Source organism: Citrobacter sedlakii NBRC 105722 (assembly GCF_000759835.1).
GTDB lineage: Bacteria > Pseudomonadota > Gammaproteobacteria > Enterobacterales > Enterobacteriaceae > Citrobacter_A > Citrobacter_A sedlakii.
Genome location: NZ_BBNB01000009.1, coordinates 298963 through 323529 on the forward strand (window position 1 = coordinate 298963; position 24567 = coordinate 323529).

Below are 24567 nucleotides of genomic sequence, written 5' to 3' on the forward strand. Positions count from 1 at the left end.
AAACAGACAGACGCCCTTCGCTATCACCTATTTGCGTCAGCGTATCCATTAATTTTTCACCGAATCGGTCGCTGAAAGCACTAACCCCTTTCACTAGTGACAGGGCTAAAGCTTTGCTACATTGTACCTATTGAAAATATGCCTTTACGTACAATGGTTGATTCACATACGGCTGACCGCTCATTTCCCTCTCCTTCAGAAAAGCCGTTCTTCCCACAGACTGTACGCACTCGTTCCGGCGATACAATGCTCCTGGGTGATACTTTCATAAGTCAGTGACACCGACTCTTCCGGCTGTCCCTGGCTGTTATTGATTGTATGCGGTACAACATGCTTAACGCTGGCGATACGGGCATTAATAAGTTTGACTTTATAATACAACTCATTAATGCCAAAACGGTTGGTGCGGTAATATTCAAAATCGCAGGTCAGGCATTCATTTTCGCTGATGGCTTTAGTCAGCAACGGGGAGGATTTATCCACCGGCTTCTGGATAACCAGCGTCTGATGATTAACATTTTGTGAGCGGGTCAGCCCGTGGGACAGCCCCAGCACCATTATCTGATCCATATGCGTAATCTGCGCTTTGTTGCCAATAGAGGCCATAGAAGCACAGCCTGCAGAAATCAGTCCCTGCAGATCACCGTTCAGTGTAAGATAAACCAGATTTGCCATAATAAACTCCTTCAATTTCGTTGTTATTTTCCGGATTTGGTTTCCGTTTTCGTCATTCCGCCGTTTTTCAGCAGCAACCAGCGGCTTAACACGCCGTCCAGCCGTTCATTGATTTTTTTTTCCAGCGCGTCGGTATTCTGTCGCTGATCGCGAGCGTCCTGGTACTGCGTCAATAGGGACTCCAGCGGCGTTTCCTGTCCCAGCCCCCGCTCTGCTTGCCAGATAACATTCTTAATATAAGAAAGCGTTAGTCCCTCTTTCTCGCGTTGCATCACCAGGTCAGCAAAGGCATGTAAATCCTGACGGGTCTGGAGCCAACCTCGAAGTTGCGGGCTGCCCTGTGCGCGGGTTTTCAGTGTTTCAATCCATTTGGCACTCGCCTGCTGCTGTAGCTGGCTCTCAGGCCAGCGGCTGTCGGCGGTACGGGTCATCTGCATACCTGTCTCCAGCAGTTGCAGTGGCGGGGTATCAGGAAGCTGTTGCAGTCGTTGTCCGTAGCTGTCCAGGTCAGGCGATGCCAGCCAGACCATCGCCGCACCCTGTGCCGTATCCCTGACCTGTGCCAGTTGCCGCTGTATCGGGTACACCTGCCACCACCAGAGCGCGACAGCGATAACCGCAGCCGCGACAACGCCCGCCATAAAACCTTTCACCTGGCTGCCCTGCCCGGCGATACCGTCATTATCAGCCAGACCACGGACTTCCACCCGCATCTCCGGCAGGTCGGGGAGCGGAGCGATAATCTCAGTGGCCGTGGGCGCGGTACTTTCCGGGGCATAGACCAGTGTTCTGACGGTGGTCTGGGTGACAGCATCTGCATTATTCCGGGGTTGCAGCTCCAGGCGTTTGCGCGTGTTCTGCACAAAAAACAGCAGGTTCTCCACGCGCGGCTGGCGCTTCAGTTCCACCTGCTGGAGTTTGTCGCAGATAAGCTGTAAGGCCCGCTCGGTACGGTACAACAGCGGCAGGTCGTTTTCCGCAAAGGATGTCTGCTGGCGCAGGATATTTCCGGTACGGGTGTTGAGCCAGTCCAGCATCTCGGTGCGTGCAGATCCACCCTGCGGCCAGAATTTGTCCCATTCACGGGTAATCATTGCCGCCAGCAGCTCGGCTCCTTCACAAAAACCGGCCAGCCCTTGCGTGCGGGTACGCGCCAGGGTGTAGTAGGTGGCTGTATGCAGGTCCACACCATTGGCCTTAAAAATCGCCAGCGCCAGCGATTCCACCAGCCTCCAGTTCATTTCCGGCTGCGACGGATGGCTGGCCTTATTGATTTCTTCGCGGATAGCGACGAACTCCGGCAGATTGCGCGGATCGCTGCCGGTCACGATAGTTTGTGTCAGTACATCGTTGTTCATCCTGCCTCCTCAGTACAGCGTATCCGGCAGCCGGAAATGGCTGAACAGCCCGCCACTGAACGGATTGTCTTCGGTATCCGCGTGTATCCGGTAGACCATCGCGCCACCGTCCACGTTAAAGCGCACACTGAATGACCCCTCTTTCACGCTGGTTAGCTGTCCAGCCCCGAACAGGCGGAACTGCGCCCACGGCCCACTGAAGCTGATGCTGCGCGGTGCACCACCACTGACGCTAACCAGCGTCAGCTTGCTTTCATTGCCTTCGCGCATGTTATTCGGCCAGACCAGATGAGCGGTGTAGTTACGCCCCTGACTGTAATCGACTAACTGGCCGTCAAGGTTCAGCACGCTACGGCGCTTGTTACCGGAAAGCGAAACGGTCTCTACCGCGAACTGCGTTCCCAGGCCATTTTGTTTACTGAAGAAGATGTCGCGGATTTTCTGTGCGGTATCCAGTTGCCGGATGACATCCTCACGGATAATCACACCGTCATCCCCGTCACGGCTCAGGTCATTTTCAATAAACAGTTTCAGGTTCTGCTGATAAAAGGTGTCCAGCACGCCATCCTGTTTAAAGAAACGTTCAAATGCATCCAGTGACGCATCCTGCGATGAACGCCGGTTGAATGGGTAGTTATTTGCCAGTTGCTCGTTAAACGGTTTCACTACGTTGTCGCGCCAGTCAATTTCCATATAGTGAACGGCTTCCACCATCACCACATGCCAGGCCTGATCTGCCAGTTTTCCCACCCAGCGATTAAGCGGCGCTGGCAGTGTTTTCGCCATCTGACGGGTAGTAAATATCGGGTCGCTGCTGTTCTGATCAAGACGTAACTGGACGGCTTTCAGGGCCGATTTTCCCGGCACCGGCGCATTCTGGATAGCCAGCAGGTAACGGTGCAGTTCGGTCAACTGTTGATACACCGCCTGTAGGGTATTTTCTTTATTATTCTGCACTGCCAGTACGCTGTTTTCTGATGCGAACTCGTGTCCGAGGCGCGTCAGCAAACGGTAATCCGGCTCTTCCTGTGCCTCTTCACGCTCTTTATCAGAGAGTTTTTCCGGGAGAACCGCGGGCCGCGTGTTGTCCCGCAACGCCGTCAGCGCCCGCTGTAAGGGCTGGTCGCCGCTGATAACCTGCTCCAGTGCCCCGGTCAGTTGCGCAATGGACTCATAGCCACGCACGTTAAGGTTATCCATCCCCGCCCGCCAGGTGGCGGTGTAGTCACTGATATACTGCTCTGTCAGTTGGCGCTGGATTTCAGCACGATCGGCCTCGCTGTATTTCACACTGTGAGTAACGTTCAGTACCCAAGAGTCCATTGCCGTCAGCGTAATCAACGCATCACGCTGTCTGACGAAATAGCTTTGCAGGCCATAGCGGGTAAGAAACTGTGGAACAATCAGTTTATTATCATCTGAGGAAATAAAGACCTGATCGAATGTCGGACCCACCTGATCGCGCAGGTTCAGATCGGCGGGCAGAACGCCCAGCGCCCGTGTTTTCAGACTCTGGTAGACGCGCTGGTAAACCGGCAACTTGCTTAACTCTTTCTGCGCTACCGCCACCGGACTGTCATACGGCGTCCAGCGGCTGATGGCGTCACCATCGCCTGCTGCCCGCTCTGCGTGCCAGTCGGTATGCTTCAGGGCATAGTCGAGGTGCGACATCAGCTGCGTCTGGATATCCCGCTGGCCGTGAAATTTTTCACTCCAGCGCTTTGCCATATACTGCTTTACTACCTCATTACTACGCCCGCTCTTATCTTCCAACATTCTCATGACACGCAACACGGCGAGTTTTTCTTCGCTCTCCGGCGGGGCGGCATTCATTTCTTTCACCAGACCGTTAAAAAGCGCCGGAAGGTAACGCTGTTCAAGCAGTTGCAGATAAGTTTTTTCCACATACGGTCCGATACGCCTGCCCTGATACAGCCCCATATCGGCCAGGCGACTGCGGTCATCCCAGTCGCCGTAGGCCAGCGTTGCGTCGCGCACCGGGTTAAGCAACGGCAGTTGCAGATTACCGTATTCATCCATCCCCTGTGGCGGTTGTATAGACATAAAGGCTTCAGCCTGTTTCAGCACCTGGACGCCGGAGGCGTAGTTAACCCCGTAGTAATGATGCCAGCCGGTGATTAACAGTAATGCGGTCACCCCACCCACGGCGGAAAAGGCCGTCAGACGGCGGCGGCTGCTTATCAGCCAGGCACGGCTTTCTCCGGCCAGATTCGGCTCGGCCAGCAGTGCCTGTGGAAACAGATTGCGGGTAAAGTAAGATACAGTATCCACCAGCGGCCAGGCGCTCAGTGGACTGCCGTCCAGCCGGTACTGCCGGGCGGCAGACTGCGTAAAAAGATCATCCATCTGCCCCCGTTGCAGCGACGAAGTAAGGTATACGCCGCGCAGCATCACATCCATATTTTCACCATCCAGCAGGCTGTCAAGCAGGGCCGCCAGGAAGTCCCGGCTCCCCTGTATCTGGCGGGAAAAACTGAACAGGGAACTTCGCATATGCGTCTGTGTGAGCATCAGATCCAGCATGGCATGGTTCATTCGATCACACCATGTCAGCCAGAAAGCATCCAGCTCTGCGCGCCAGTCCTCGTTTTCATGGGCGCGGCGGGTGAAGGTCACGCCTAAAATCGTATCGCGATCTTTTTTATCCAGTGACTGAAACAGGGCGGCAAAGCCGTGTAATAAATCCAGTCGGGTCAGTACCACATAAACCGGCAACTGGCAGTGAAGGTGCTGGCGCACATCCTGTAAACGGCTGCGCAGCGTCTGCAACAGATGTTCGCGGCGGCGTTTGTCAGCCGTCAACAGGTCGAGTAAGTCAAGTGTGATAATGATCCCGTTCAGTGGCTGGCGGGCGCGTTTTTCCACCAGCCAGTCCAGAACGTGCTCCCATAACCGGCGGTGCAGGACATCAGCATCCGGCTGTTCACAGAGTACGCCGTCAATATCAAAAATCACCGCCTGTTTGCCAACATGCGGCGTCAGGTACACACGTTGTTCTGCGCCGCGCGCAGTTTCCGGCGTATAAATAACATCGGATGGAAAACCTTCCCGTAACAGTGCGGTTTTACCGCTCCCGGCAGGGCCGATGACCATATACCACGGCAGTTGCCACAGGTAACGACGGTTATCGAGATGGCGTTGCAGTCGTAGCAGCCACCGGTCGAGGTAACGCTGTTGCGCATTCAGCTCGACGCTCAGCGGGTCCTGCGCTTCCTCTCGCTGCTGTTTTTGTTTTTTCTCAAGCTGTTGCAGGCGTTTCATCACCCGGACGGTCAGCCATCCCAGGGCGATAATCCCCCAGGCCGCCGTCGCCAGCCAGCGGTTCGCCAGCGGTTTAAGCCACTGTTCGCCGTACAGCGACCATGACGGACCTTTCCACCAGATCCATACCAGCAGCACAATCCATGCCAGCATCAGCAGCCAGAACGCAGAGACCTTAAACCGTGGCATCGCGGGTCGCAGGACAGATCTCATGCCACTAAACAGTCGGGGGGTCGGTAATCTCACAAAAACTCCTGTTATCTCTTACTGTTCTGCCGTGAACTTCTGTTCAAGCAGCTCAAGTAGCGATGGCTCCCAGTCTGCCAGCGCCATTCGCAAGCCAGTTTTGAACAGCATCCGGTACTGCTGCTGTGCCATTTTTGCCATTCCGGCATCGTCCATCAGTTGTGCGCCAAAATACTGGCGGTAGAACTGGTCACGGGGGGAGCCTTCGGGCAGCGTATCCAGATACCGTAATGCGGCCTCCAGCCCCTGTTCAGTAAAACAGGCTCTGGCGTTCTGCCATTCCTCGCCGGATTGCTGTGCTGATGCGGGCTGGCCGGTGGAAGGTGTGCCAGTAAGCCATTGTTTTGTCTGTCTGCTGATAAAGGGCGTATGGTCGTTAAACAGCAGGGTGGAAAGCTGCGGCAAACGGGTGAGAAAACCCGCAGCCTCTTCACGAATAGCCTCTGCCACGGCGGTGTAGCCAAGTCGCTGCGCTGCCTGTGCTGAAAGGTAATGGCCGTCAAACCAGTAGGGCGCCAGGAGGACGCTTTTCTCTATCTGTTGCCATAGCGTCATATCAGCATTGTTCAGGCGCGCCTGGTAATCATCCATCATGTCGGCAGGGAACGCAGCCAGCGGTGTACGTCCGTTACTTTCAGCCTGCGGCGCGGAGGTAATTGCCAGCCACAGCGCATGGCGACGCAGACGGTAGCCCAGCGGCGCGTCCGGCTGGCGCTCGCATAAAATAGTGGCGACTTTCAGCAATGTATCGCGCCAGGCTTTGTCGTCATGGCTGTCGATATTCACCACTGGCGCGGGCGCTACCGGAGACGACGCAGAGGCAGACGCGACCGGCGCGGCAGAAAGCGGTACAGACGTGACGGCAGTTTGTGCAGAAACGGGCGTCGTGGCAGGTTCGCTGTCGCGAAACGCCCGCTGGTACAGCGCAGCAACATCGTCCGTTGCCTGCGCCAGTTCTGTGGCGTTGCTGCCCTGCCACAGTAGCGCCAGTTTTGCCAGATCCCCCAACAGGGCATCGCGCTGCATCGCGGCGGCATTTTCTGCAAAAACGGGGATACCTGCCTCAAAACGCTTTATGACCTGGGCGGCAAAACGTTTTTTATGCGCCATTCCCGGTGCCGCCACCGTCCAGTAATGCTCCACATACAGCGCCAGCAAACGCAGCGCCAGCAGCGGATCACCGGCGTGTTGCAGGGTACGTAACAGATGAGCCAGCAGGCGAAAATCCTTGCTTTCCGATGCCAGGAGCGTCACCCCCCGGCGCTGAATTTCCGGGATATCTAACTGGCTGTGTGCCAGCGAGCCGAGTTTAAGCATTTCACCGTCGATATATTCCCAGTCAGGGTTATCGTCTTTCAGTGCGCAGGCCAGTTTGTCTTCCGGCAGATTTTCCAGCAGGTGCGAAATCCAGGTATCCGGGTTGCGTAAGTCCATTGCCATTTTATTATTCTCCCGCCCAGTGACAGGCATCGCGCAGCGGCGCAATGATTTTTGCCAGCCCGTCAATGTTAAATGTCAGTTTCCCGGCAGCACCGTCTGTACCGGTGTCGATGGTCAGGGTCTTTGCGCCTAAAAGCTGTTTAATTTCGTCGATGCCGGACAGCCCCCGGCTGGATTCCAGCAGCGTACCGTTCTCGCGGATAAACCAGTGAGACTGAAAGCGTCCGTGGTCAGTGGTCAGCGTCACGGCGATATCACTGGGCGTCATGGCGTGCGTCAGCGCCACCTGCATCCGGGTGATGTTGTCCACGCAACTGAACATCAGCACCGGACGCGGCGGCACGTTACCGATAGAAGGTGTGGTAATAATTACTGTGGGGCGTTCCCCATCGCTCTGCGTTATCAGCAGTGTGGTGGAATTGTCCAGGCGCTGCTTTTCCTGGGCGAAAGCCCGTTTCCAGGCTTCGCCTTCATAACGGGATTTCACTACCGCACCGTCAAAACCGGGCTGAACGGGTGCCAGAATGCGGTCATAGCAGTCCAGCCGCTCCAGCGCTGCAGGCTCCCGGCGACAGGCCATCATGGCGCTGAGCGTTGTCTGTGCGTTGGTTTCCGGCACGGCAACTAGCGACTGCGGCACAGTAATCCCCGGCAGTACGGCTGCCGCCAGTTTTGCAGGCGTCTCCGCCTGTACCAGGCTGGCGAATAGCATCATCAACGGTAGCCCGGTTTTCCGGAAAACCTGCATTTTGCTCATAACGCGGCGATATCCTCTGCTTCCTGCTCCGGCTGCATGTCGTCCGCCGCAGCGTCATCCGGCGCATCTTCGACGTCAGCGATAAACGCGCCATCCGCCACGCCCAGTACGATGCGGGCAACCGCCGTGTTCGCCGCCATTTTCTGCAACAGCAGCAGCGACAGCGGCGGCAACATCTCGCCGTCAATCACCGATTCCAGCATTCGCGCGCCGTTTTCGGCGCGGGTGACACGCTGCATGATTTCGTCGGTCACGGCAGGTTCAATCACCACTTCCGCGTTAAAGCGGGTACGGAGCACGTTATCCAGCCTTGCCAGCTTCCCGGCGATAATGACCGAGAGCGTCTCTTTAGATAATGGCAGGTAGGGCACCACTTCCATACGCGCCAGCAATGCGGGCTTGAAGAAGTCAGCCAGCACCGGGTACAGCTCTTCCTGCATCAGTTCCGGATGGTCGGCATGCTCAACAATCACCTGATAGCCGAGGTTGGAGGTCAGGAAAAAGACGATGTTTTTGCAGTCGATCAGACGACCTTCGCCATCGGCCATTTCGCCTTTATCAAACGCCTGGTAGAACAGGTTAAGCACGTCGGGGTGGGCTTTTTCCACTTCGTCGAGCAGCACCACAGAATACGGTTTCTGGCGAATTGCTTCGGTCAGCACACCACCTTCCCCGTAGCCGACATAGCCCGGAGGGGAACCAATCAGGCGCGAAACGGTGTGTTTTTCCTGGAACTCCGACATATTGATGGTGGTGAGATACTGGCGACCGCCGTAAAGCAGATCTGCCAGTTGCAGTACGGTTTCGGTTTTGCCCACACCGCTAGGGCCAGCCAGCAGGAACGCGCCGAGCGGTCGACCGGGGCGGCGCAGGTCGGCACGCGCGGTGAGCAGATGTTTGTGCAGGTGCTGAATTGCCAGGTCCTGGCCCTTGATGGTGTCGCCCAGCCACTGCGGCAGATCGGTGATCACCGACATTTCGTTCTGCGACAGGCGATTAAGCGGCACGCCGGTCCATTCGGCAATCACGGCGGCGATTTGCTTTTTATCGACGTGTGGGGAAACCAGTAACTGCGTGCGGTGCAGGGCGTCCAGTTCGGCGGTTAACTGCGCCAGGCGCTCTGTCGGGATGATGGCAGGCTCAGAATACCCTTGTTCTGCTTCATCCACCGTTACCGACTCAATGCTCGTCACCTCTGTTACCGGATCGTCCACCGTTGTGGCATCACTGTCCGTTATCTCTGCTTCAGGCGTAGCTGTTTTGTCGTTGTCGGTGGCATCCAGCTCGTCCAGCAACCCCTTACGCAGTGCAATGATTTCCTGCACCAGCGTCTGCTGCAGATGCCACGCGGCCTCCAGTTCATCAAGTTCAGTCAGGGTTTCGTCATACTGTATGATCACTTCCGTCAGCCGCGAGGTATCAGTTCGCAAGCCGATGCGGATCTCGCGCTCAATCTGGCGCATTTCTGCTTCGCACTGGTGGCGCAGCGTGGTCAGCGCCGAAATTTGCTTCGGTGGCGAAGAGAGGTTGATCGCCACGCGGGCGCAGGCGGTATCCAGCACATCAATGGCTTTATCCGGCAACTGACGGCCAGAAAGATAGCGTTCACTTAACGTTGCCGCAGCTTGTAACGCCTCATCATCAATCAGTACGCCGTGGGACTGCTCATACACCGCCGACAGCCCGCGCAGGATAACGGTGGCTTCCGCCGCCGTGGGTTCGCTGACCTTCACCAACTGGAAACGGCGCGACAGGGCGGCGTCTTTCTCGAAATATTTCTTGTATTCACTCCAGGTGGTGGCGGCGATGGTTTTCAGCTCGCCCCGCGCCAGTACCGGTTTGAGCAGGTTGGAGATATCCAGCCCACCCTGCTGGTTGCCCGCGCCAATCAGCATATGGGCTTCGTCGATAAACAGAATGACGGGTCTGGGCGACTGAATGACTTCCGCCATCAATCCTTTAAAGCGCTTCTCAAACTCGCCTTTCACCGATGCGCCTGCCTGCAATGCGCCAAGATCCAGCGTCATAATGTCGGTGTCGCGCAGTTTGTCTGGCACCTGACCTGCGACAATGCGCAGCGCCAGCCCTTCGATCAGCGCACTTTTACCGACACCGGCCTCACCGACCACTACCGGATTGTTTTTACGGCGGCGGCAGAGGATGTCGATCATCAGGTCGATTTCATTGTCGCGGCACAGGACCGGATCGAGTTTGCCATTACGGGCGTCTGCGGTCATATTTTTGGCATAACGGCCGAGCAGAGTGTCACCGGTATCTGTTGTGACTCCAACGGCCTGTCTACCAGCATCCGACACAACTGACTCCGCCGACTCCCGCGTCCACTCGGCGAAGTCCTGTTGCAGTCGATCGCGGTTAATACCGGTGAGCAACCGTGCGGCAGCAGACGGGACATAGCGCAACGGTGAATGCAGCAGGGCCAGCAACAGTGCACCACCGCGCAGCTCGCGGTGCTGCATCTCGGCAGAGGCCAGCAGCCAGCCCTCTTTAAGCCACTCGACCAGCATCGGCGAAAATGCCGGGTAGCTGTCTGTCGAATGCGCCGTCGTGTAATTTTCCACCGTCAGCGCCCGGCGAAGCGCATGCGTATCGATTTCAGCCTGGTCAGCAATCACTCTCACGTCGCTGCGCACCGCTGCCAGCATCTGCAACAGCACATGCGCCACGGTGATTTCTGTTGCCTGCTGACTCATGCATTCTGCCGCAGCAGCTTCCAGCGCCTGCCGGGAAAATGGGTTAAGATGCTTAACCAGAGAGGCCAGATTAATCTGGATCATATGTTGTGTCCTTACCTGGCAAGCAGCCGGTTCAGTTGATGCAAAATATCCTGCGTCTGGCTATCCAGGCGCAGCATCCAGAACAGATAAAACAACGCCAGCACGGCAGCACCACCAACAAAAACATGTTTAATGGTCAGGCGCTTCATGAGCTGATAGCGTCCGCCCTGCGTTTTCTTAACCTGGTGCAGCAGTGGAAACGGCGCATCGCCGCGAAGCTGGTGCAGGACATGGTGCAGGCGGCGGTATATCTGCTCAAACTCGCCCTGCTCCTGTGCGGCCACCTTATAGCGCCCGCGAAACCCCAGCGAAAAACACAGAAACAAAAACTCAAGCAAATCCTGGTAGCGTTTGGGTTCACGGATCAGGCGTTCAAGCAGGATAAACACCTTTTCGCCGCCCCAGGCTTCATTGTGAAAATGCACCAGCAGCGACTGTTTGATCCATTCGTTTTTGTTCGACCAGCCATTGCCCAGCGCAGCCTCATCAATAAAGGTGCAGAGAACATAGCGGAACGAGATAATCACACCCGGCTCGTAGCCCTGTTCCTGAAGCAGTTGCTCCACGGCCTGAACGTCCGTCACCACCTGAGCAAAAAGGTGTTCCGGCATACTCTGGCTGTTCATCCCGTCCACACGCATCACCATCCCCAGCAGTGGCGTGGCGGCGTCAATCATCGGGTTTATGCTGTTGCCGCGCAGGGACAACCGATACTGGCGACCAGAGATTTCATTGCCCGCATCCTGTGCCGCAACACTCACATTATCCTGCGTATTCCCTGTGGCCTGAGGGGCATTCTGACCGGCAAACGGGACGAACTGCTCGCTCATGGCTTAACCTCTTATCGCCCACAGTTGTATGCCCAACTCAGGGAAAGTACCGGAGATATGCAGCGCCAGCGCACCGGCCTTTACCACGTCCTGCCAGGCGGCAGCGCCTTTGTCCAGTTCAAAGTAAACAAAGCCGTCGTGGTACGGTAACTGGCGCGGCGCGGCGGTCCGTGGCGTCAGCGGTACGCCCGGTACCTGCACGCTGACCATATCGCGGATTTTGTTGGTGGCCGCGATTTTTGACTGCTGGGTGAACTGGTGGATAAGCTGGCTGTGCGGCATCCGCGCGCGCACCGCCAGAATGAAACTGCCGGAACGCAGCAGGGTCGGATCGTTAACCGTGGCGACATAAAACCCGTCAGAGAGGACAAGCGGCAGATTCTGCGCACGCGGCATCAGCACAGTGTTAAGCGCCCGGCGCAGCTCCGGGATCACGGTATTAAACGACTGCGTGAGGTTGCGGTGGTCGTAATGCTCTACCGGACAGGGCAGACGGCTGTCTTCCGTAAAAGTCATCAATTCACCCAACAGCCGAACCAGATCCAGATAAAACATCTCCGGATGCAGGGTGTGCAGGTGAGTACGGTGAGTGAAGTGCATCTGGCTGCGGTTAAGCATCTGTAACATCATAAACTCGGCCACATCCGCAATACCGCTCTGCTCCGGCGAACCGATACGTTTTGCCAGCTCGCTGGCGCGGTTGCTGAGAAGTCCCTGTACATCACCGGCAAATCCGTTCAGCACCGGGCTGACGCGAATGGCCTGACAGGTCGGGATAAAGCTGTCATCCAGTACCAGCGCACCACCAGACTGCTGACTGCGGATACGGCACAGCGGCAGCGTGACCATCGCGCTGAGGTCGTCCGCGCCGCTGACGATTTTGGGGGCCAGTTGTCCCAGCACGATGGGCTGTACGTCGCCGTCATCAGAATGTAAATCGCGAATGTCAGCCTGCGCCAGGCGATAACGCTCCGTTCCCTGCCCTGCGCTCCGGCGTCCTTCGATTTCACAGGTGATATCGCTGATAACAGGCAACGCAAGGTAAATGTCGTTGCTGCCAGGCCGGGAAAGATCAATCGGCTGATATGGCAGAGGAAGTTGATCCTGCTCAGGGATGCTGAACACCGTGCCATCCGGCATACAGCCTGCTGCGTAGTCCAGCATCAGTTTTCCCTGAGCAAGCAGTTCGGTATTGATCGACAGCGAGGTGAATCCCCAGGCAAAATCATCCTGCGCACTCATACGCTGGTTCAACAAATATTCCTGATTACGCTGCTGTTGCTGGAAGTGCTGCGGCAGGGCAAACAGACCTTCCTGCCAGATCACCCTGTTTTTCATGGTCGCCATTGTCAGTTGTCCTCTTTCTTCATTTCGATACTGCCCTGTCGTACATGCACCAGCAGGCGGTAGTGATGACCCGTTCCTTCCACCGGTTCGGTTTGTTTCCACTCGGTGGCCAGGTCATCGGAGAAATACGCCACAACACCAATAAACTGCGTTTTTTCATCCAGCTTTATCGGCGGCAACGTCTTCATCGTGTCCGGCAGCAGGTTAAAATCCTGGTGGTCAATATAGTTTTTGCCCAGCACATCCGGCAGCGGCGTGCTGGCAACCGTGTCGTAGTCTGCGGCCTGTAATTTCGAGTCATCGCTCATATAAATAAGCTGCACATCGACCGCTGCCGCCTCACCGTCCGCATTAATATTCGTGTCAGGCTCGGTCAGTAACGTGACCGTCACCTCCGATGACTGATCCGCCAGTTTCCCGACCTGAATATCCGGGTTCTTAATCACCTGGCCGAGCTTTTTCACCGTTTCGCAGCCTGTCAGGGTGAGGCTGAAAAGCAACATCACCATGCAGGCACGAAAAAAGCGCCCGGTCATGCTTCCGGCTCCCGCTGTTTCTCGCGCAGTACCCGGTCATACACCTGGGCATAGACCTCGTTAAACAGCATTTCGAATCCTTGCTGGCGGCTGGAGGCCAGTTCGTCGTAGTAATCACAGTACATTTTCCAGGCACCGGCATCATCAAGCGGCTTTCGCAGGTCATGGCTGCGCCGGTACTGGACAAAACGGCGCATCAGGCTTTGCGGCGAGAACGCATCCAGCAACACGCGCAGTGATTCAACAATCGCGGCGCGGTTAGCGTCTTCGTGATGACGGATATTACGAAGACTCTCGCCAACGGCGGCGGGTGCCGCCAGATGCACCGGACTTTTGCCGTCAGCAAACATCACGTCCAGCGCGGTGGGGTAATCCATATTCAGGCGCAGCGGGTTATCTTCCAACGGTCGTAAATGCTTGTCCGACAGGCTGTTACGACGCTGTTGCAGCTCAAGCAGCCCTTTTATCGCCGCCTGCAACGTCCGCCCCGCTTCCTCAAGAAAATCATCGGCATCCTGTGAGTTACGCACGGCAAGCGAGCCGCCCAGCCCACGCAACAGCGGGGTCACCGCAAGATGAAGTTGCGCACTGTCTGCCGGGGACGCCGCATCATCCTGTCTGGCCTGTTGATCGGAATACAGCGGCGGCAGATCCATAAACGGGGTGTCGATCACGCCATCCTGAACAGGAGCCGATGAGCGTGAAGGTACGATCCCCGAAAGCGGATCACCTGCCATCGTCAGACTTTCCGTCCGCAGTGCCTGGAGCGGATCGGCTGAAAAGCTGTTGACCACAGTATCCGCAAGCTGGTGCATTCGGGGCATTCCCGGATACGTAGGCTGGCCGTCCGTCGTCAGCAGCGCGTCCGCCAGACGGTCACGGTTGGTGACGATGGTTTCCGGTGCCGCCATCTGCTCGCCGTAGCTGACCAGCTTTCCATTGTGAATAAACACCTTCAGCGCCAGCGCCCCCAGAACAATTTCATCGCCCTGGCGCAGACGTACCAGCCCGGCGTCCGTGGACACCGGCGCCAGATTAATCATCAGTCCCGGCGCCAGGCTTTTCAGACAGAATGTGCCGTCGTGCATCACCACCTGACAGGCGCGACCGGCAACGGAACCCGCCCTGTCCTGCACTGACCAGTGACAGGCGGACGTGTGGCCGATATCCCCACCATCGGCGGTAAACAGACATTTTGCGGCGCGTCCGCTCTCCAGTTCATTGCCGTTCATCACCTGTAGCGTCAGCGAAAGTACGGGAGCGTGTATTTTTTCCTCAGCCATTTGCGGTTCCATAAAATTAATCCCTGATGTGGAGAGTGACGGATGGCGGCATTTTCGGCTGGCCGATAAACGCCGTGCGTCCGATACAGGATCGGGAACGATCACCCAGCCGCATTCCCTTCGCCTGATCCGGCGCGAGATCGAGTCGCAGATCCCAGGCAAACTGATCGCGCAACAGGAAGGAAATAAACATGGTCAACGCCTGATGGTTTTCACCCTCCGGTAAAAAGGAGAGGTAACGGGCCATAGAAAGATTGCCGAGTCGCAGCAGAAATTTTCCGCTGCGATCCGGTACTCTGGCACCAAGTGTAAAATTAACGCCAATCACCGAGCGGCCCGGCACATACCCGGCGGTTTTCCGCTTCGAATTACGTACGCCCAGCCGGTTCTGCTGTGCAGGATCAATCGCCACCTTACGTAACTGCCAGCTCTCAATGCTGACATCCGACAAATCGAAGCAGTGACTGACCAGATTGCATACCACATCCGGTGAGCGTCCGGGGGTCGCCAGTATTCCGGCGTAAGCCAGCATCTTGCTGTGATTGATGGCAAGTCTGTCACGCACGCTCTGGTTGCCTAAGCCCACCAGCGCATACATCCGCTGAGAAAACGCATCGGTTCCGCCATTTCGAAAACAGATGTAATAGCGGTACTTGCGCCAGGCATGGTAGGCAAACTGCGTCCAGCGGTGACTGAACAAATCGAGGAACGCTTTCAGTCCCTCTTCATTCTGCGCGGATTCCCGCGCCATCCGATCCAGGTAGTAGCCGGGCAGCGGCGACTGGCTGCCGGAGAAGCCCAGGAATTTTGTGGTCAGGGTAAACTGCCCGGTATCGCTGCGCTCAAGCGTACTCAGATCACTGCCCGGAAAAGCAATGCTGGCATCAGATTTGAACAGCGCCACTTCCTGCTCTGGCTCAGTGCGCAGGGACGGCTCACGGTCTGCTCCACCATACCGGCGGTACAGTAACTCCATCAGCACATAAAAATTCATCCCGCGCACATCCGGGAGCGATGACGTTTCCCCTACATCAGGGCGTGCTGGCCTGTGTGTTGCCATTCCCAGGACTCCTGACTTTCCGTGTTAATAATTCTGAGGCAGTGGAAGGAATTAATGCTGGCGTACAACGCGAAAAAGTACGACAGCACGGTACCCAGCAGGTAAATTTCACCTTCACAAACAAAGGGGGCGGGGTTGATCCACAGCGTGGTGGACAGACCGCGAACCGGCACGCCCTTAAACAGGCGGTCCACCGGGTGGGATTCCATTTTTTCGATGGCGTCGAGCTTCTGCGAGGAGAGCCGTGCTTGCTGCGGATGGTGGATGCCCGGCATATCGAAGGTGCGCAGCACCTGAATCAGCGCCTCCCTATCCAGCAGCGAGAGATAGTTCAGATTCATGCTGGAAATCAGCGACCAGTGCATATCGCCGTCCGTTACCGGATACAACGGACGGGTCGGGCGCGTGACGTTACTGAAAGAGGCGACCGCCGGATTTTTATTAACTGCCTCACAGATATCACCGATATGCAGCGACGCAGGTAACATCCGGTTGGTGCAGACCAGCGAGGCGGTGAATACTTCCCCATTCAGTTGAGTACTGGCTGGCTGGCTGCCATCAGCATGGACAAACGCAATGTCATGATCCAGACCACGATGAAACAGGGAGGTGCTAGTGCGGTGGTGCCAGTAGACAACTTCACGCTGACGGCTGTATTCAATCTGATGCTGAAAACTTTCGAACTCGGGCCAGAGGCGAAATTTTTTACCCTGGCTGGTCGTCGGAAGCTTACTGGATACGGACTTAACCCGAAAGATATCGCAGGATTCCGGATATTGCTGGCTGGCGCGTAATGGATACTGCGGCGTCCTGCCATCCGGCCTGACGGGTTCAGATTGGTGAGCAAAGAGATTTACCGCTGCCGTGCAGTATGGGCGCAGCGATTCCTTGCGAAGATTGATATCCACAGGCAGCGGTTGGTTAAAATGTAGACGCAGTGTAAATGCACTAGTCGGGAAATTTGCCGGTAACGGCGTAGCTCCCCGTAAATGAAAAAAGAAAAAGCTCTCCGGATAGCAAAAATACTCCTGGAGCACGCGATAGCCGTTATGGACGTTTTTCGGCCACGGTAGCAGCGCATCCTCCCGTTCAAAACCGGCCGCATCCAGCCGCAACTCCGGCAATGACACCTCAGCCTCTCTGGCCACCAGTTCTGCATCCATTAACCTTTCGCTGAACCATAAATAGAGCTGATAGCGGGTGTAATCATCCTCATTACCCAGCCAGAAGGTGAGCTTATTCAGATCCAGTTCGCCGGGAGAGACATTTCCTTCCGTGAAAAAATCAATCTCAACCATGCCTTCTTTCAGGGTACTGACGTTACGTACATCCCGGACAAAGAGCGGTTGCAGCCAGGTATCACGCGCCAGCGTAAAGTGGCAGACATGCGACGCAGTGTTATTATCCTCATCGCTCAGAGCGCTATAGGTAGTCCTCTGGTTTCTGCTTGTCGTCAGCGTTTTTATCAGCTCATCCCGGCAGACCTGAACGGACGATTTCAATTCCTTACGGGGTTGGTATTCAATCACCGTCATGGACGGAACCGGACGCAGATAATTTGGCCACAGCATATTAATCAGGCTGTGCGTAAACTCGGGAAATTCATCCTCCAACTTTTGCCGTAGGCCGCCGGACAGGAATGCAAAGGCCTCCATCAGGCGCTCCACATCCGGATCGCCCTCTTTTTCGGCCAGAAACCGGGACAGATACGGTTTTTCCTGTGCAAGCAATTTACCAAGTTGACGCAGGTAATCGAGTTCTTCGCGGTAAAAACGCTCTTCGAAGGCCATCAGATTTACTCCACGCACCAGTGTTGGTGGCTATCCAGCAGAATGTCAAACTCCAGAACATCTTGTCTGTCGCTGATATCCAGATACGCCACAATATGAAAACGCAGCTCCAGTGGTGAATGAATCATTTCTTTGGCAGCAGTCACCGCCACAGAGGATATTCTGGGTTCGTAACATAAAATACAGTTCTGAATAGCCTGAACCAGCCATTCCCGGATGTTATGGCTATCAGGTGACTTATCGTTAAAATCAGCGATCCCCAAATCCGGTGAGCCATAACAGCTACCGGAACGGGTGTTGAGGATATTCCGCAGGTTATCGCGTACAGAATGCAATAACGCCGCCTTTGGGGGCTGGCGTGAAGGCGGTATTGCCGCCTCCCCGATGCGTTCAAACAAACTGCTTCCAAACTCCCGTTCCGTTATCATGCTCACTCCTTGTCCAGACGTCCGACTAAAGACAATTCAAATGTTGCCCCCATATATTTGAAGTGCGGACGGACGCTCAGAGCTACCTGATACCAGCCAGGTTCACCTTCCACATCAGAGACTTCAATCTTCGCCTGACGCAGCGGTTTACGGCTGCGCACATCAGAAGGCGGATTTTCCTGATCGGCGACGTACTGGCGGATCCAGACGTTCAGCTCACGCTCCAGATCGCCTCTTTCTTTCCATGAGCCAAGTTGTTCACGTTGCAGCACTTTGATGTAGTGCGCCAGCCTGTTGATGATGAAAAGATATGGGAGTTGTGTGCCAAGCTTATAGTTGGTTTCAGCTTCTTTCCCTTCCTGCGTGTTGGGGAACACTTTGGGTTTTTGCACCGAGTTTGCGGAGAAAAATGCTGCGTTATCAGAACCTTTTCGCATAGTCAGGGTGATAAAGCCCTGCTCCGCCAGTTCATATTCCCGCCTGTCGGTAATGAGAATCTCAGTAGGTACTTTAGCCTGCAACTGACCCATGGCCTCGTACAGATGTACCGGCAAATCTTTTACCGCCCCGCCGCTTTGCGGACCAACGATATTTGGGCACCATCTGGTGGACATGAAACTTTCAGCCATGTTCGCCGCCAGAAGAAACGCTGTATTTCCCCAAAGATAATGCTCATGGTTTTTACTGACGTCTTCGTGATAGTTAAAACTTTTTACCGGATTTTCGTCAGGGGCATAAGGATGACGCAGCAAGAAACGCGGTGCTGTAAGACCAAGGTTACGGGAGTCTTCGGACTCGCGCAGCGAACGCCATTTGGTGTAAGCCGGACCTTCAAATATGGCGGCAACGTCTTTGATGCCGGGAAGTTCAGTAAATGAATCCAGCCCAAAAAACTCGGGAGAAACAGAAGACAGGAATGGACAATGACTCATCGCACTGACGGCGCTGACATATTTCAGCAGTTTCATATCTGCGGCGGTATTATTGAAAGCGTAGTTACCAATCACGGCGGCAAACGGTTCACCGCCGAACTGACCAAAGCCACTGGAATAGACATGCCGGTAGAACCCTGACTGAGTGATTTCTGGCGCGAATTCAAAGTCATCCAGCAGTTCTTCTTTGGTGGCGTGCATGATGTGAATTTTAATATTCTCACGCGGATCGGCATGATCAACCAGCAGCTTAAGCGAACGCAAAAACGACTCAAGCTCCTGAAACTCCGGGGCATGAATGATGAGATCCATCTGGCGCCCCATGCGCTCATCAATGTCGGCAATCATGCCGTTGACAGCCAGGATATCCACAGATTCCGCCTCTTCATCACTTTGCAACAATGCAGTGATAAAGGCTGTCACACCCTGACGTGCAACATCGTAGCTTTCTGACTCCGGTTTAAATCGGGTTTGCGCCATGATTTCATCCAGCAGGCTGGGCGCAGCGACTGTTGTAGCGGAAGCAGACACTTCCGGTAAGGTGATTTCTGACATACTGAAGTCCTTGTACAAGTTATTCGCGGCCTACAAGGCCTAGCTCCACAATCAGTTGCTCACGGCTCTTTTCGTCATCAAGCAAAGCTTTAAGCTGCGCTCGAAAAGCCGGAATATTGCCCATCGGCCCACGAAGCGCTACCAGCGCTTCACGCAGTTCCAGCATCTTCCGCATCTCTGGCACCTGGGCGGCAATACTGTCCGGAGAGAGATCGGCCAGCGATTTCACTTTTAAATTGACGTTCATGCGCGCATCTGGCGTCTCAGTGAGAGTAGAAGGCACGGCGAACTCACGCCCGATACCAGCCTGGTCAATTACCGCGTTGAAATTGTTACGATTAATTGCAATTGGCTGACGCTCATCAAGCGGTGTGTCGTTTACCCCCCCCGTCAGATCCCCAGTCACCAGCAGGTTAAGCGGTAGTTCCACTTCTGCTGTTTGATTTCCTGTTTTTGGCTGAAATTTAATATTTACACGTTCCTTGGGGGCAATACTGCCACCGCCATCATTTTTCCTGCCGCTCATAAAATTAGTCCATAAAGTTATTGTTCGCGCCATGAACACAGCATGTTCGTTACGGTAAGAAATTACTGAAAATGCCGTTCCAGTGGCCGTAAAAGATAAATCCCACACTTCCCATTCTGTATTTTACCCTCAGCGATAAAATTTAAAAGATCTTTTTATTCGAATAAAACAGAGGTATGATTTTACTATCCAATGTGATGAAATAATCCTTAGAGTAAGTTACCCGCGGTGAATGCAAGGTAATCACCACGCACAAAATATAGTTAACCATTTGATTTTAAAGCATTTGTAAAAAAATAACATGAATGATGATTATCAATGAGTTTTGTATATTAATTTTATAAATGAGACAACGAAAAACAATTTCAGGAATGTCTCACAGATCATTCTCAAAGCAGAGATAATCGCAATGAATATAATATTTATTCATGACCCAAAAACACCTAAAACACATATACAAAACACATAAAAAATAAATTAACCCAGTTTTCTATGAATACCTTTAATTTGAATTAAAAAGGCATCCAGAAATTTTAAAATGTGATGTTTCGGTTTAATAAAATCCGATTTACCCGTAAAACGGATGCCGAAGCATGATGCGACTCCTGGAACGAGCCGCATTATTAACGGTCTGTCGGAAAATTGCGGCAGACCACCGGAATAGTTGTTAACAATACGCACAAGGAACACTATAAATGCCAACCCCATGTTACATTTCAATAACAGGTCAGACTCAGGGCAATATTACTGCAGGCGCATTTACCGCCGATTCTGTCGGTAACATTTATGTGCAGGGCCATGAAGACGAAATGCTGGTTCAGGAGTTTCTGCATAACGTGACGGTGCCTACCGACCCACAGTCTGGTCAGCCAGCCGGTCAGCGCGCTCACAAGCCGTTCATTTTTACCGTGGCGCTAAACAAAGCGGTTCCGCTGCTGTACAACGCGCTTGCATCCGGTGAAATGCTGCCGAAAGTTGAGCTGCACTGGTGGCGTACCTCTGTGGAAGGTAAACAAGAGCACTACTTCACCACCCGCCTGACGGACGCGACGATTGTGGATATGAACCTGCATATGCCGCACTGCCAGGATCCGACACAGCGTGAATTCACCCAACTGCTCGCCGTATCACTGGCGTACCGGAAGGTTGAGTGGGAGCACATCAAGTCCGGCACCTCTGGTGCTGACGACTGGCGTGCGCCGCTGGAAGCATAAGATAAGTCCACAGCATCCGGTCCTTACGGGCAGGATGCTGTTTTTGTATTACGTTGCAAGCAAAAAGGTTGTCAATAAGGGATTGCGTTTTTACGGGGGATGACGGATGCCGGACACTTCGGCGGTAGCGTGCCTGAATACGAGCGTAACACTGGACTGTCACAGCCGTGCTGTTGTCTGCCAGGCTGACTTTTTACCTGAATGCCAGGGAGGTTAATATGTCATTAAAAGGGTTGCGTTTTACGCTGGATGTGGACGGGCAATCACCAGAAACATTTGCTGTAATCAATTTCCGGCTGGTACAGAATTTATCCTTTCCGTTTGTAATGGATGTGGAGGTCGCCAGCAAGGAGTTTGGTCTCAGGGCGGATATTCTTCTGGAGAAAAAAGCCACACTAACCATCTGGCAGGGACCAAAAGTGCTGCGTTATATCATCGGCGTAGTGGCCAGCTTCGGGATGAAAGAGAACAACCGCTGGCAGATGCTGTACCGTCTCCGTATTCAACCTCCCTTGTGGCGCAGTGGCCTGCGACAAAATTTCCGTATTTTCCAGAAACAAGATATCCAGACCATTTCAGCCACCCTGCTGGATGAAAATGGCGTGACCGATTGGACCCCCTCCTTCAATATTGACCACCCTCCCCGCGAATTCTGTGTGCAGTATGGTGAAAGTGATCTGGCGTTTTTGTCCCGCCTGTGGACAGAAGAAGGGATTTTCTTTTACGACAAGCTCGCCCCGGAGGGCCCGGTTCAAAAACTGACGCTGTGTGATGATGTGGCTGGACTCACACTGATAAAAGAGGCCATCCCCTTCAATCCGAACACTACAACTGAAGTCACAAATGAATGTATCAGCATATTTCATTATGAAGCGAATGTACGCCCCTCTTCCGTCCTGAGCAAAGATTACACCTTCAAAGCCCCCGGCTGGGAAGGTAGGTTCAACCAGCAGGGCGAGAATCTGAATAAACAGTTCACACAGTATGAAATCTACGACTACCCGGGGCGTTTTAAGGACGAACAACACGGACAGGATTTTACCCGTTACCAAATGGATGGCCTGCGTAACAATGCAGAAAGAGCCAGCGGTTCAAGCAACTCCCCGAGACTATGGCCAGGTATCCATTTTACACTTGATAACCACCCACAGAAAACGTTGAACCAAGAATGGCAGGTGGTACACAGTCTTCTCACAGGCATGCAACCTCAAGCAATGCATGGTAGTCAGGGGCTGGGAACTACTCTGACTAACCAGTTTACCGCCATCCCGGCTGACCGTACCTGGCGGCCTCAGCCTTTACCTAAACCCAAAGTGGATGGCCCGCAAAGCGCTATTGTCACCGGCCCGGCTGGAGAAGAAATTTTCTGTGATGAACATGGTCGGGTGCGAGTGAAATTTCACTGGGACAGAAGCCCCCAGAAAAACGAGGATAGCTCCTGCTGGGTACGTGTCTCTCAGGCGTGGGCCGGGCCGGGATTCGGCAATTTGGCGATACCTCGAGTAGGCCAGGAGGTGATAGTGGATTTCCTCAACGGCGACCCGGATCAGCCCATAATTATGGGGCGCACCTACCATCAGGATAACCGTTCTCCCGGAAGTCTGCCGGGGACGAAGACACAGATGACCATCCGCTCGAAAACTTACAAAGGCGATGGTTTTAACGAACTGCGTTTTGAAGATGCCACCGCAAAAGAACAAATCTACATGCACGCGCAGAAGGACATGAAAACTGAAGTGCTGCATGACAAAGCCACGACGGTTGAGCACGACCATACCGAGACGGTGAAGAATAACCAGACGGTGACGGTCATTGTTGGTCAGACTGTCAATGTGGGCAGCAAGAAAGAAGGCGGACATGACCAGAAAGTCACGGTGGCCAACGATCAGACGATCACAGTACAAAATAACCAAAAGCTGGATATCACGCAGGATCGGGAGAAAAACGTCGGAGGCAACCAGACCGTCACCATCACGGGTAAAGATACGGAAACAGTCGTTGAGGATCAGAGTGTTACCGTTCAGAAAAGTTACACGCTCAATGTCACTGACGCCACAAAAATCATTTCAGGCAAATCTATTGAACTCATCTGTGGCTCCTGCTCCCTCAAAATGGAGCAAAGCGGGACTGTCACCATTACAGGTCTGAAGTTTAACTTCACAGCCAGTGGTCCGGTAGAAATCAAAGGCAAAGACGTAGACATCAACTGAGGGAATGTAAATGGAATTTCGTAATCTGACGCCATTCTCAGTGATGCAGTATGCAATGGATGACAAGCACAACGAACGTCATTATGTGGTCGCCATGAAAACCGGTTTTCGGCTGATGCAGGACGATGAGGGTCAGTGGCAGACACAACGGATGGAAAACCCACCATTACCATTATGTGTGGAGGACGAATATTCTGGGGAAATTAACCGTTCCCCAGTGCTGCGTGAAAGCGATCTGGTCCCCCTAAAGCCAGTTTGTGATGTTATTGTTAACGGAACGGTTTACTCGCCTGGTGGCAATCCTGTGCCGGAAATGACCGCTGGCGTACTAATGCGCGCGCCTTCCGGTGATGTGGTAATGAATAAGAAACTGCAGATAACCGGTCAGCGTTTTTACCGACGTCAAGCGGTAACCGGGCAATGGTACGAAACTGAACCTGAGCAGTTTACCTCCCTATCCCTGGATTATCGTTACGCTTTTGGCGGCGAGTGTCGGGTGGTGGATGACAGTGATAATGCGAAACATATCCCCGGTGCGTTCCGTCTGACTGACGCACAGCGTAGTGAGCATCCTGATAAAGATAATCCACCTCTGGCTCATACAGTCTGTCCGGTCAATCCACTGGGTCTGGGCTATACGCAACCCTGGTATCTTCAGACCGACAAAATACAACAACCCGAAGCTCCCCGTATTATCGCCATAGACAGCCCGTTCACTCTGCAGCATTTTACCGACCTCCTTGACGACAACGTGGACTGGTTTGCTCCGGCGTTTCAGCCCGCAGGTTTTGGCTGTATCAGTCGTACCTGGCTACCCCGATTGCCGCTGGCCGGGACTTACAACCAGGAATGGCTGGAAAACCACCATCCTGCTCTGCCGAAGGATTTTAATTTCCGCTACTGGAACGCAGCCCCGCATGACCAGCAAATCCCTTTCCCGGCCCCCGGTACAACGTTTGTCCTGAGTGGCTTTCATCCTGAGAGTGATATCAGTTTTACATTACCCGCAAGTCGGGCCTGCATTCTGCTACGGATGAACTCTGGTGAATGTATTCCACAGATGATGTGGACCGACACGCTGCTCATTGACACGGATACCCTGACTGTCGAACAGACCTGGCGTTATCTGCAGCCTGTTAATTCATCGGTGCGGGTGATGGAAGCCCGTTATCACGTCACAGGAGAATAATGGTGGCTCAGAATTATATCGCCCGTCAGGACGGACAGTGGATAGTGGTCAGCCTGACGCCGGATGTCTGTAAAACCCCTGTCGGTCCCGCCCTGCCGCCGGTGCCGTATCCGA

The 24567-nt window shown here is 54.2% G+C and carries 17 protein-coding genes and 1 pseudogene; 3 read left to right on the forward strand and 15 right to left on the reverse strand.

Annotated elements, in window-relative coordinates; genetic code table 11:
• Positions 1-195: 195 nt before the first annotated feature.
• The 15 genes and pseudogenes from CSE01S_RS14260 to tssB form a co-directional block, all read right to left on the reverse strand.
• Positions 196-675: an Hcp family type VI secretion system effector gene (locus CSE01S_RS14260; protein ID WP_042289682.1), complete on the reverse strand. Its 480-nt coding sequence runs from the start codon at positions 673-675 to the stop codon at positions 196-198.
• Positions 641-2033, reverse strand: a pseudogene (locus CSE01S_RS14265) (VasL domain-containing protein). Before CSE01S_RS14265 ends, CSE01S_RS14260 begins: the two are co-directional and overlap by 35 nt.
• A gap of 9 nt (positions 2034-2042) precedes the next feature.
• Complete coding sequence (gene tssM, locus CSE01S_RS14270) at positions 2043-5528, reverse strand: type VI secretion system membrane subunit TssM (RefSeq protein ID WP_455580263.1); 3486 nt, start codon at positions 5526-5528, stop codon at positions 2043-2045.
• Positions 5529-5579: 51 nt separating this feature from the next.
• Positions 5580-7001, reverse strand: a complete 1422-nt coding sequence (tssA, locus tag CSE01S_RS14275) for a type VI secretion system protein TssA (RefSeq protein ID WP_455580262.1) — start codon at positions 6999-7001, stop codon at positions 5580-5582.
• Positions 7002-7005: 4 nt separating this feature from the next.
• Positions 7006-7758 carry a type VI secretion system-associated protein VasI gene (vasI, locus tag CSE01S_RS14280; RefSeq protein ID WP_042289692.1) on the reverse strand — a complete coding sequence of 251 codons (753 nt, stop codon included), beginning with the start codon at positions 7756-7758 and terminating at the stop codon, positions 7006-7008.
• Entirely contained in the window at positions 7755-10553 is a 2799-nt protein-coding gene (tssH, locus tag CSE01S_RS14285; protein WP_042289695.1) for a type VI secretion system ATPase TssH, read from the reverse strand. Before tssH ends, vasI begins: the two co-directional genes overlap by 4 nt.
• 11 nt (positions 10554-10564) lie before the next feature.
• Positions 10565-11383, reverse strand: coding sequence for a type IVB secretion system protein IcmH/DotU (gene icmH, locus CSE01S_RS14290; RefSeq protein ID WP_042289698.1), 819 nt, complete (start codon positions 11381-11383; stop codon positions 10565-10567).
• A 3-nt stretch (positions 11384-11386) separates the two neighbouring features.
• Positions 11387-12730, reverse strand: a complete 1344-nt coding sequence (tssK, locus tag CSE01S_RS14295; protein WP_042289701.1) for a type VI secretion system baseplate subunit TssK — start codon at positions 12728-12730, stop codon at positions 11387-11389.
• Positions 12731-12732: 2 nt separating this feature from the next.
• Entirely contained in the window at positions 12733-13239 is a 507-nt protein-coding gene (tssJ, locus tag CSE01S_RS14300; protein WP_374197234.1) for a type VI secretion system lipoprotein TssJ, read from the reverse strand.
• A gap of 23 nt (positions 13240-13262) precedes the next feature.
• Positions 13263-14549 (reverse strand): type VI secretion system-associated FHA domain protein TagH, encoded by a 1287-nt coding sequence (tagH, locus tag CSE01S_RS14305; protein ID WP_042289786.1) that lies wholly within the window; start codon positions 14547-14549, stop codon positions 13263-13265.
• Between the two features lie 16 nt (positions 14550-14565).
• Positions 14566-15609: a type VI secretion system baseplate subunit TssG gene (gene tssG, locus CSE01S_RS14310; RefSeq protein ID WP_042289706.1), complete on the reverse strand. Its 1044-nt coding sequence runs from the start codon at positions 15607-15609 to the stop codon at positions 14566-14568.
• Positions 15576-17399: a type VI secretion system baseplate subunit TssF gene (gene tssF / locus CSE01S_RS14315; RefSeq protein ID WP_042289709.1), complete on the reverse strand. Its 1824-nt coding sequence runs from the start codon at positions 17397-17399 to the stop codon at positions 15576-15578. The genes tssG and tssF overlap by 34 nt, the downstream gene beginning before the upstream one ends.
• 5 nt (positions 17400-17404) lie before the next feature.
• Entirely contained in the window at positions 17405-17824 is a 420-nt protein-coding gene (tssE, locus tag CSE01S_RS14320; protein WP_392397384.1) for a type VI secretion system baseplate subunit TssE, read from the reverse strand.
• Between the two features lie 5 nt (positions 17825-17829).
• Positions 17830-19314, reverse strand: a complete 1485-nt coding sequence (tssC, locus tag CSE01S_RS14325; RefSeq protein WP_042289714.1) for a type VI secretion system contractile sheath large subunit — start codon at positions 19312-19314, stop codon at positions 17830-17832.
• 19 nt (positions 19315-19333) lie between these two features.
• A complete protein-coding gene (gene tssB / locus CSE01S_RS14330) occupies positions 19334-19840 on the reverse strand; it encodes a type VI secretion system contractile sheath small subunit (protein ID WP_042289716.1) in 507 nt (168 codons plus the stop codon).
• 695 nt (positions 19841-20535) lie between these two features.
• On the opposite strand from tssB, the gene CSE01S_RS14340 reads away from it, so the two are divergent.
• The 3 genes from CSE01S_RS14340 (at position 20536) to CSE01S_RS14350 (ending at position 24453) form a co-directional block, all read left to right on the forward strand.
• Positions 20536-21054: an Hcp family type VI secretion system effector gene (locus CSE01S_RS14340; protein ID WP_042289720.1), complete on the forward strand. Its 519-nt coding sequence runs from the start codon at positions 20536-20538 to the stop codon at positions 21052-21054.
• A gap of 218 nt (positions 21055-21272) precedes the next feature.
• Positions 21273-23264 carry a type VI secretion system Vgr family protein gene (locus tag CSE01S_RS14345; RefSeq protein ID WP_042289723.1) on the forward strand — a complete coding sequence of 664 codons (1992 nt, stop codon included), beginning with the start codon at positions 21273-21275 and terminating at the stop codon, positions 23262-23264.
• A 10-nt stretch (positions 23265-23274) separates the two neighbouring features.
• A complete protein-coding gene (locus CSE01S_RS14350; protein WP_042289725.1) occupies positions 23275-24453 on the forward strand; it encodes a DUF2169 family type VI secretion system accessory protein in 1179 nt (392 codons plus the stop codon).
• Positions 24454-24567: the final 114 nt, after the last annotated feature.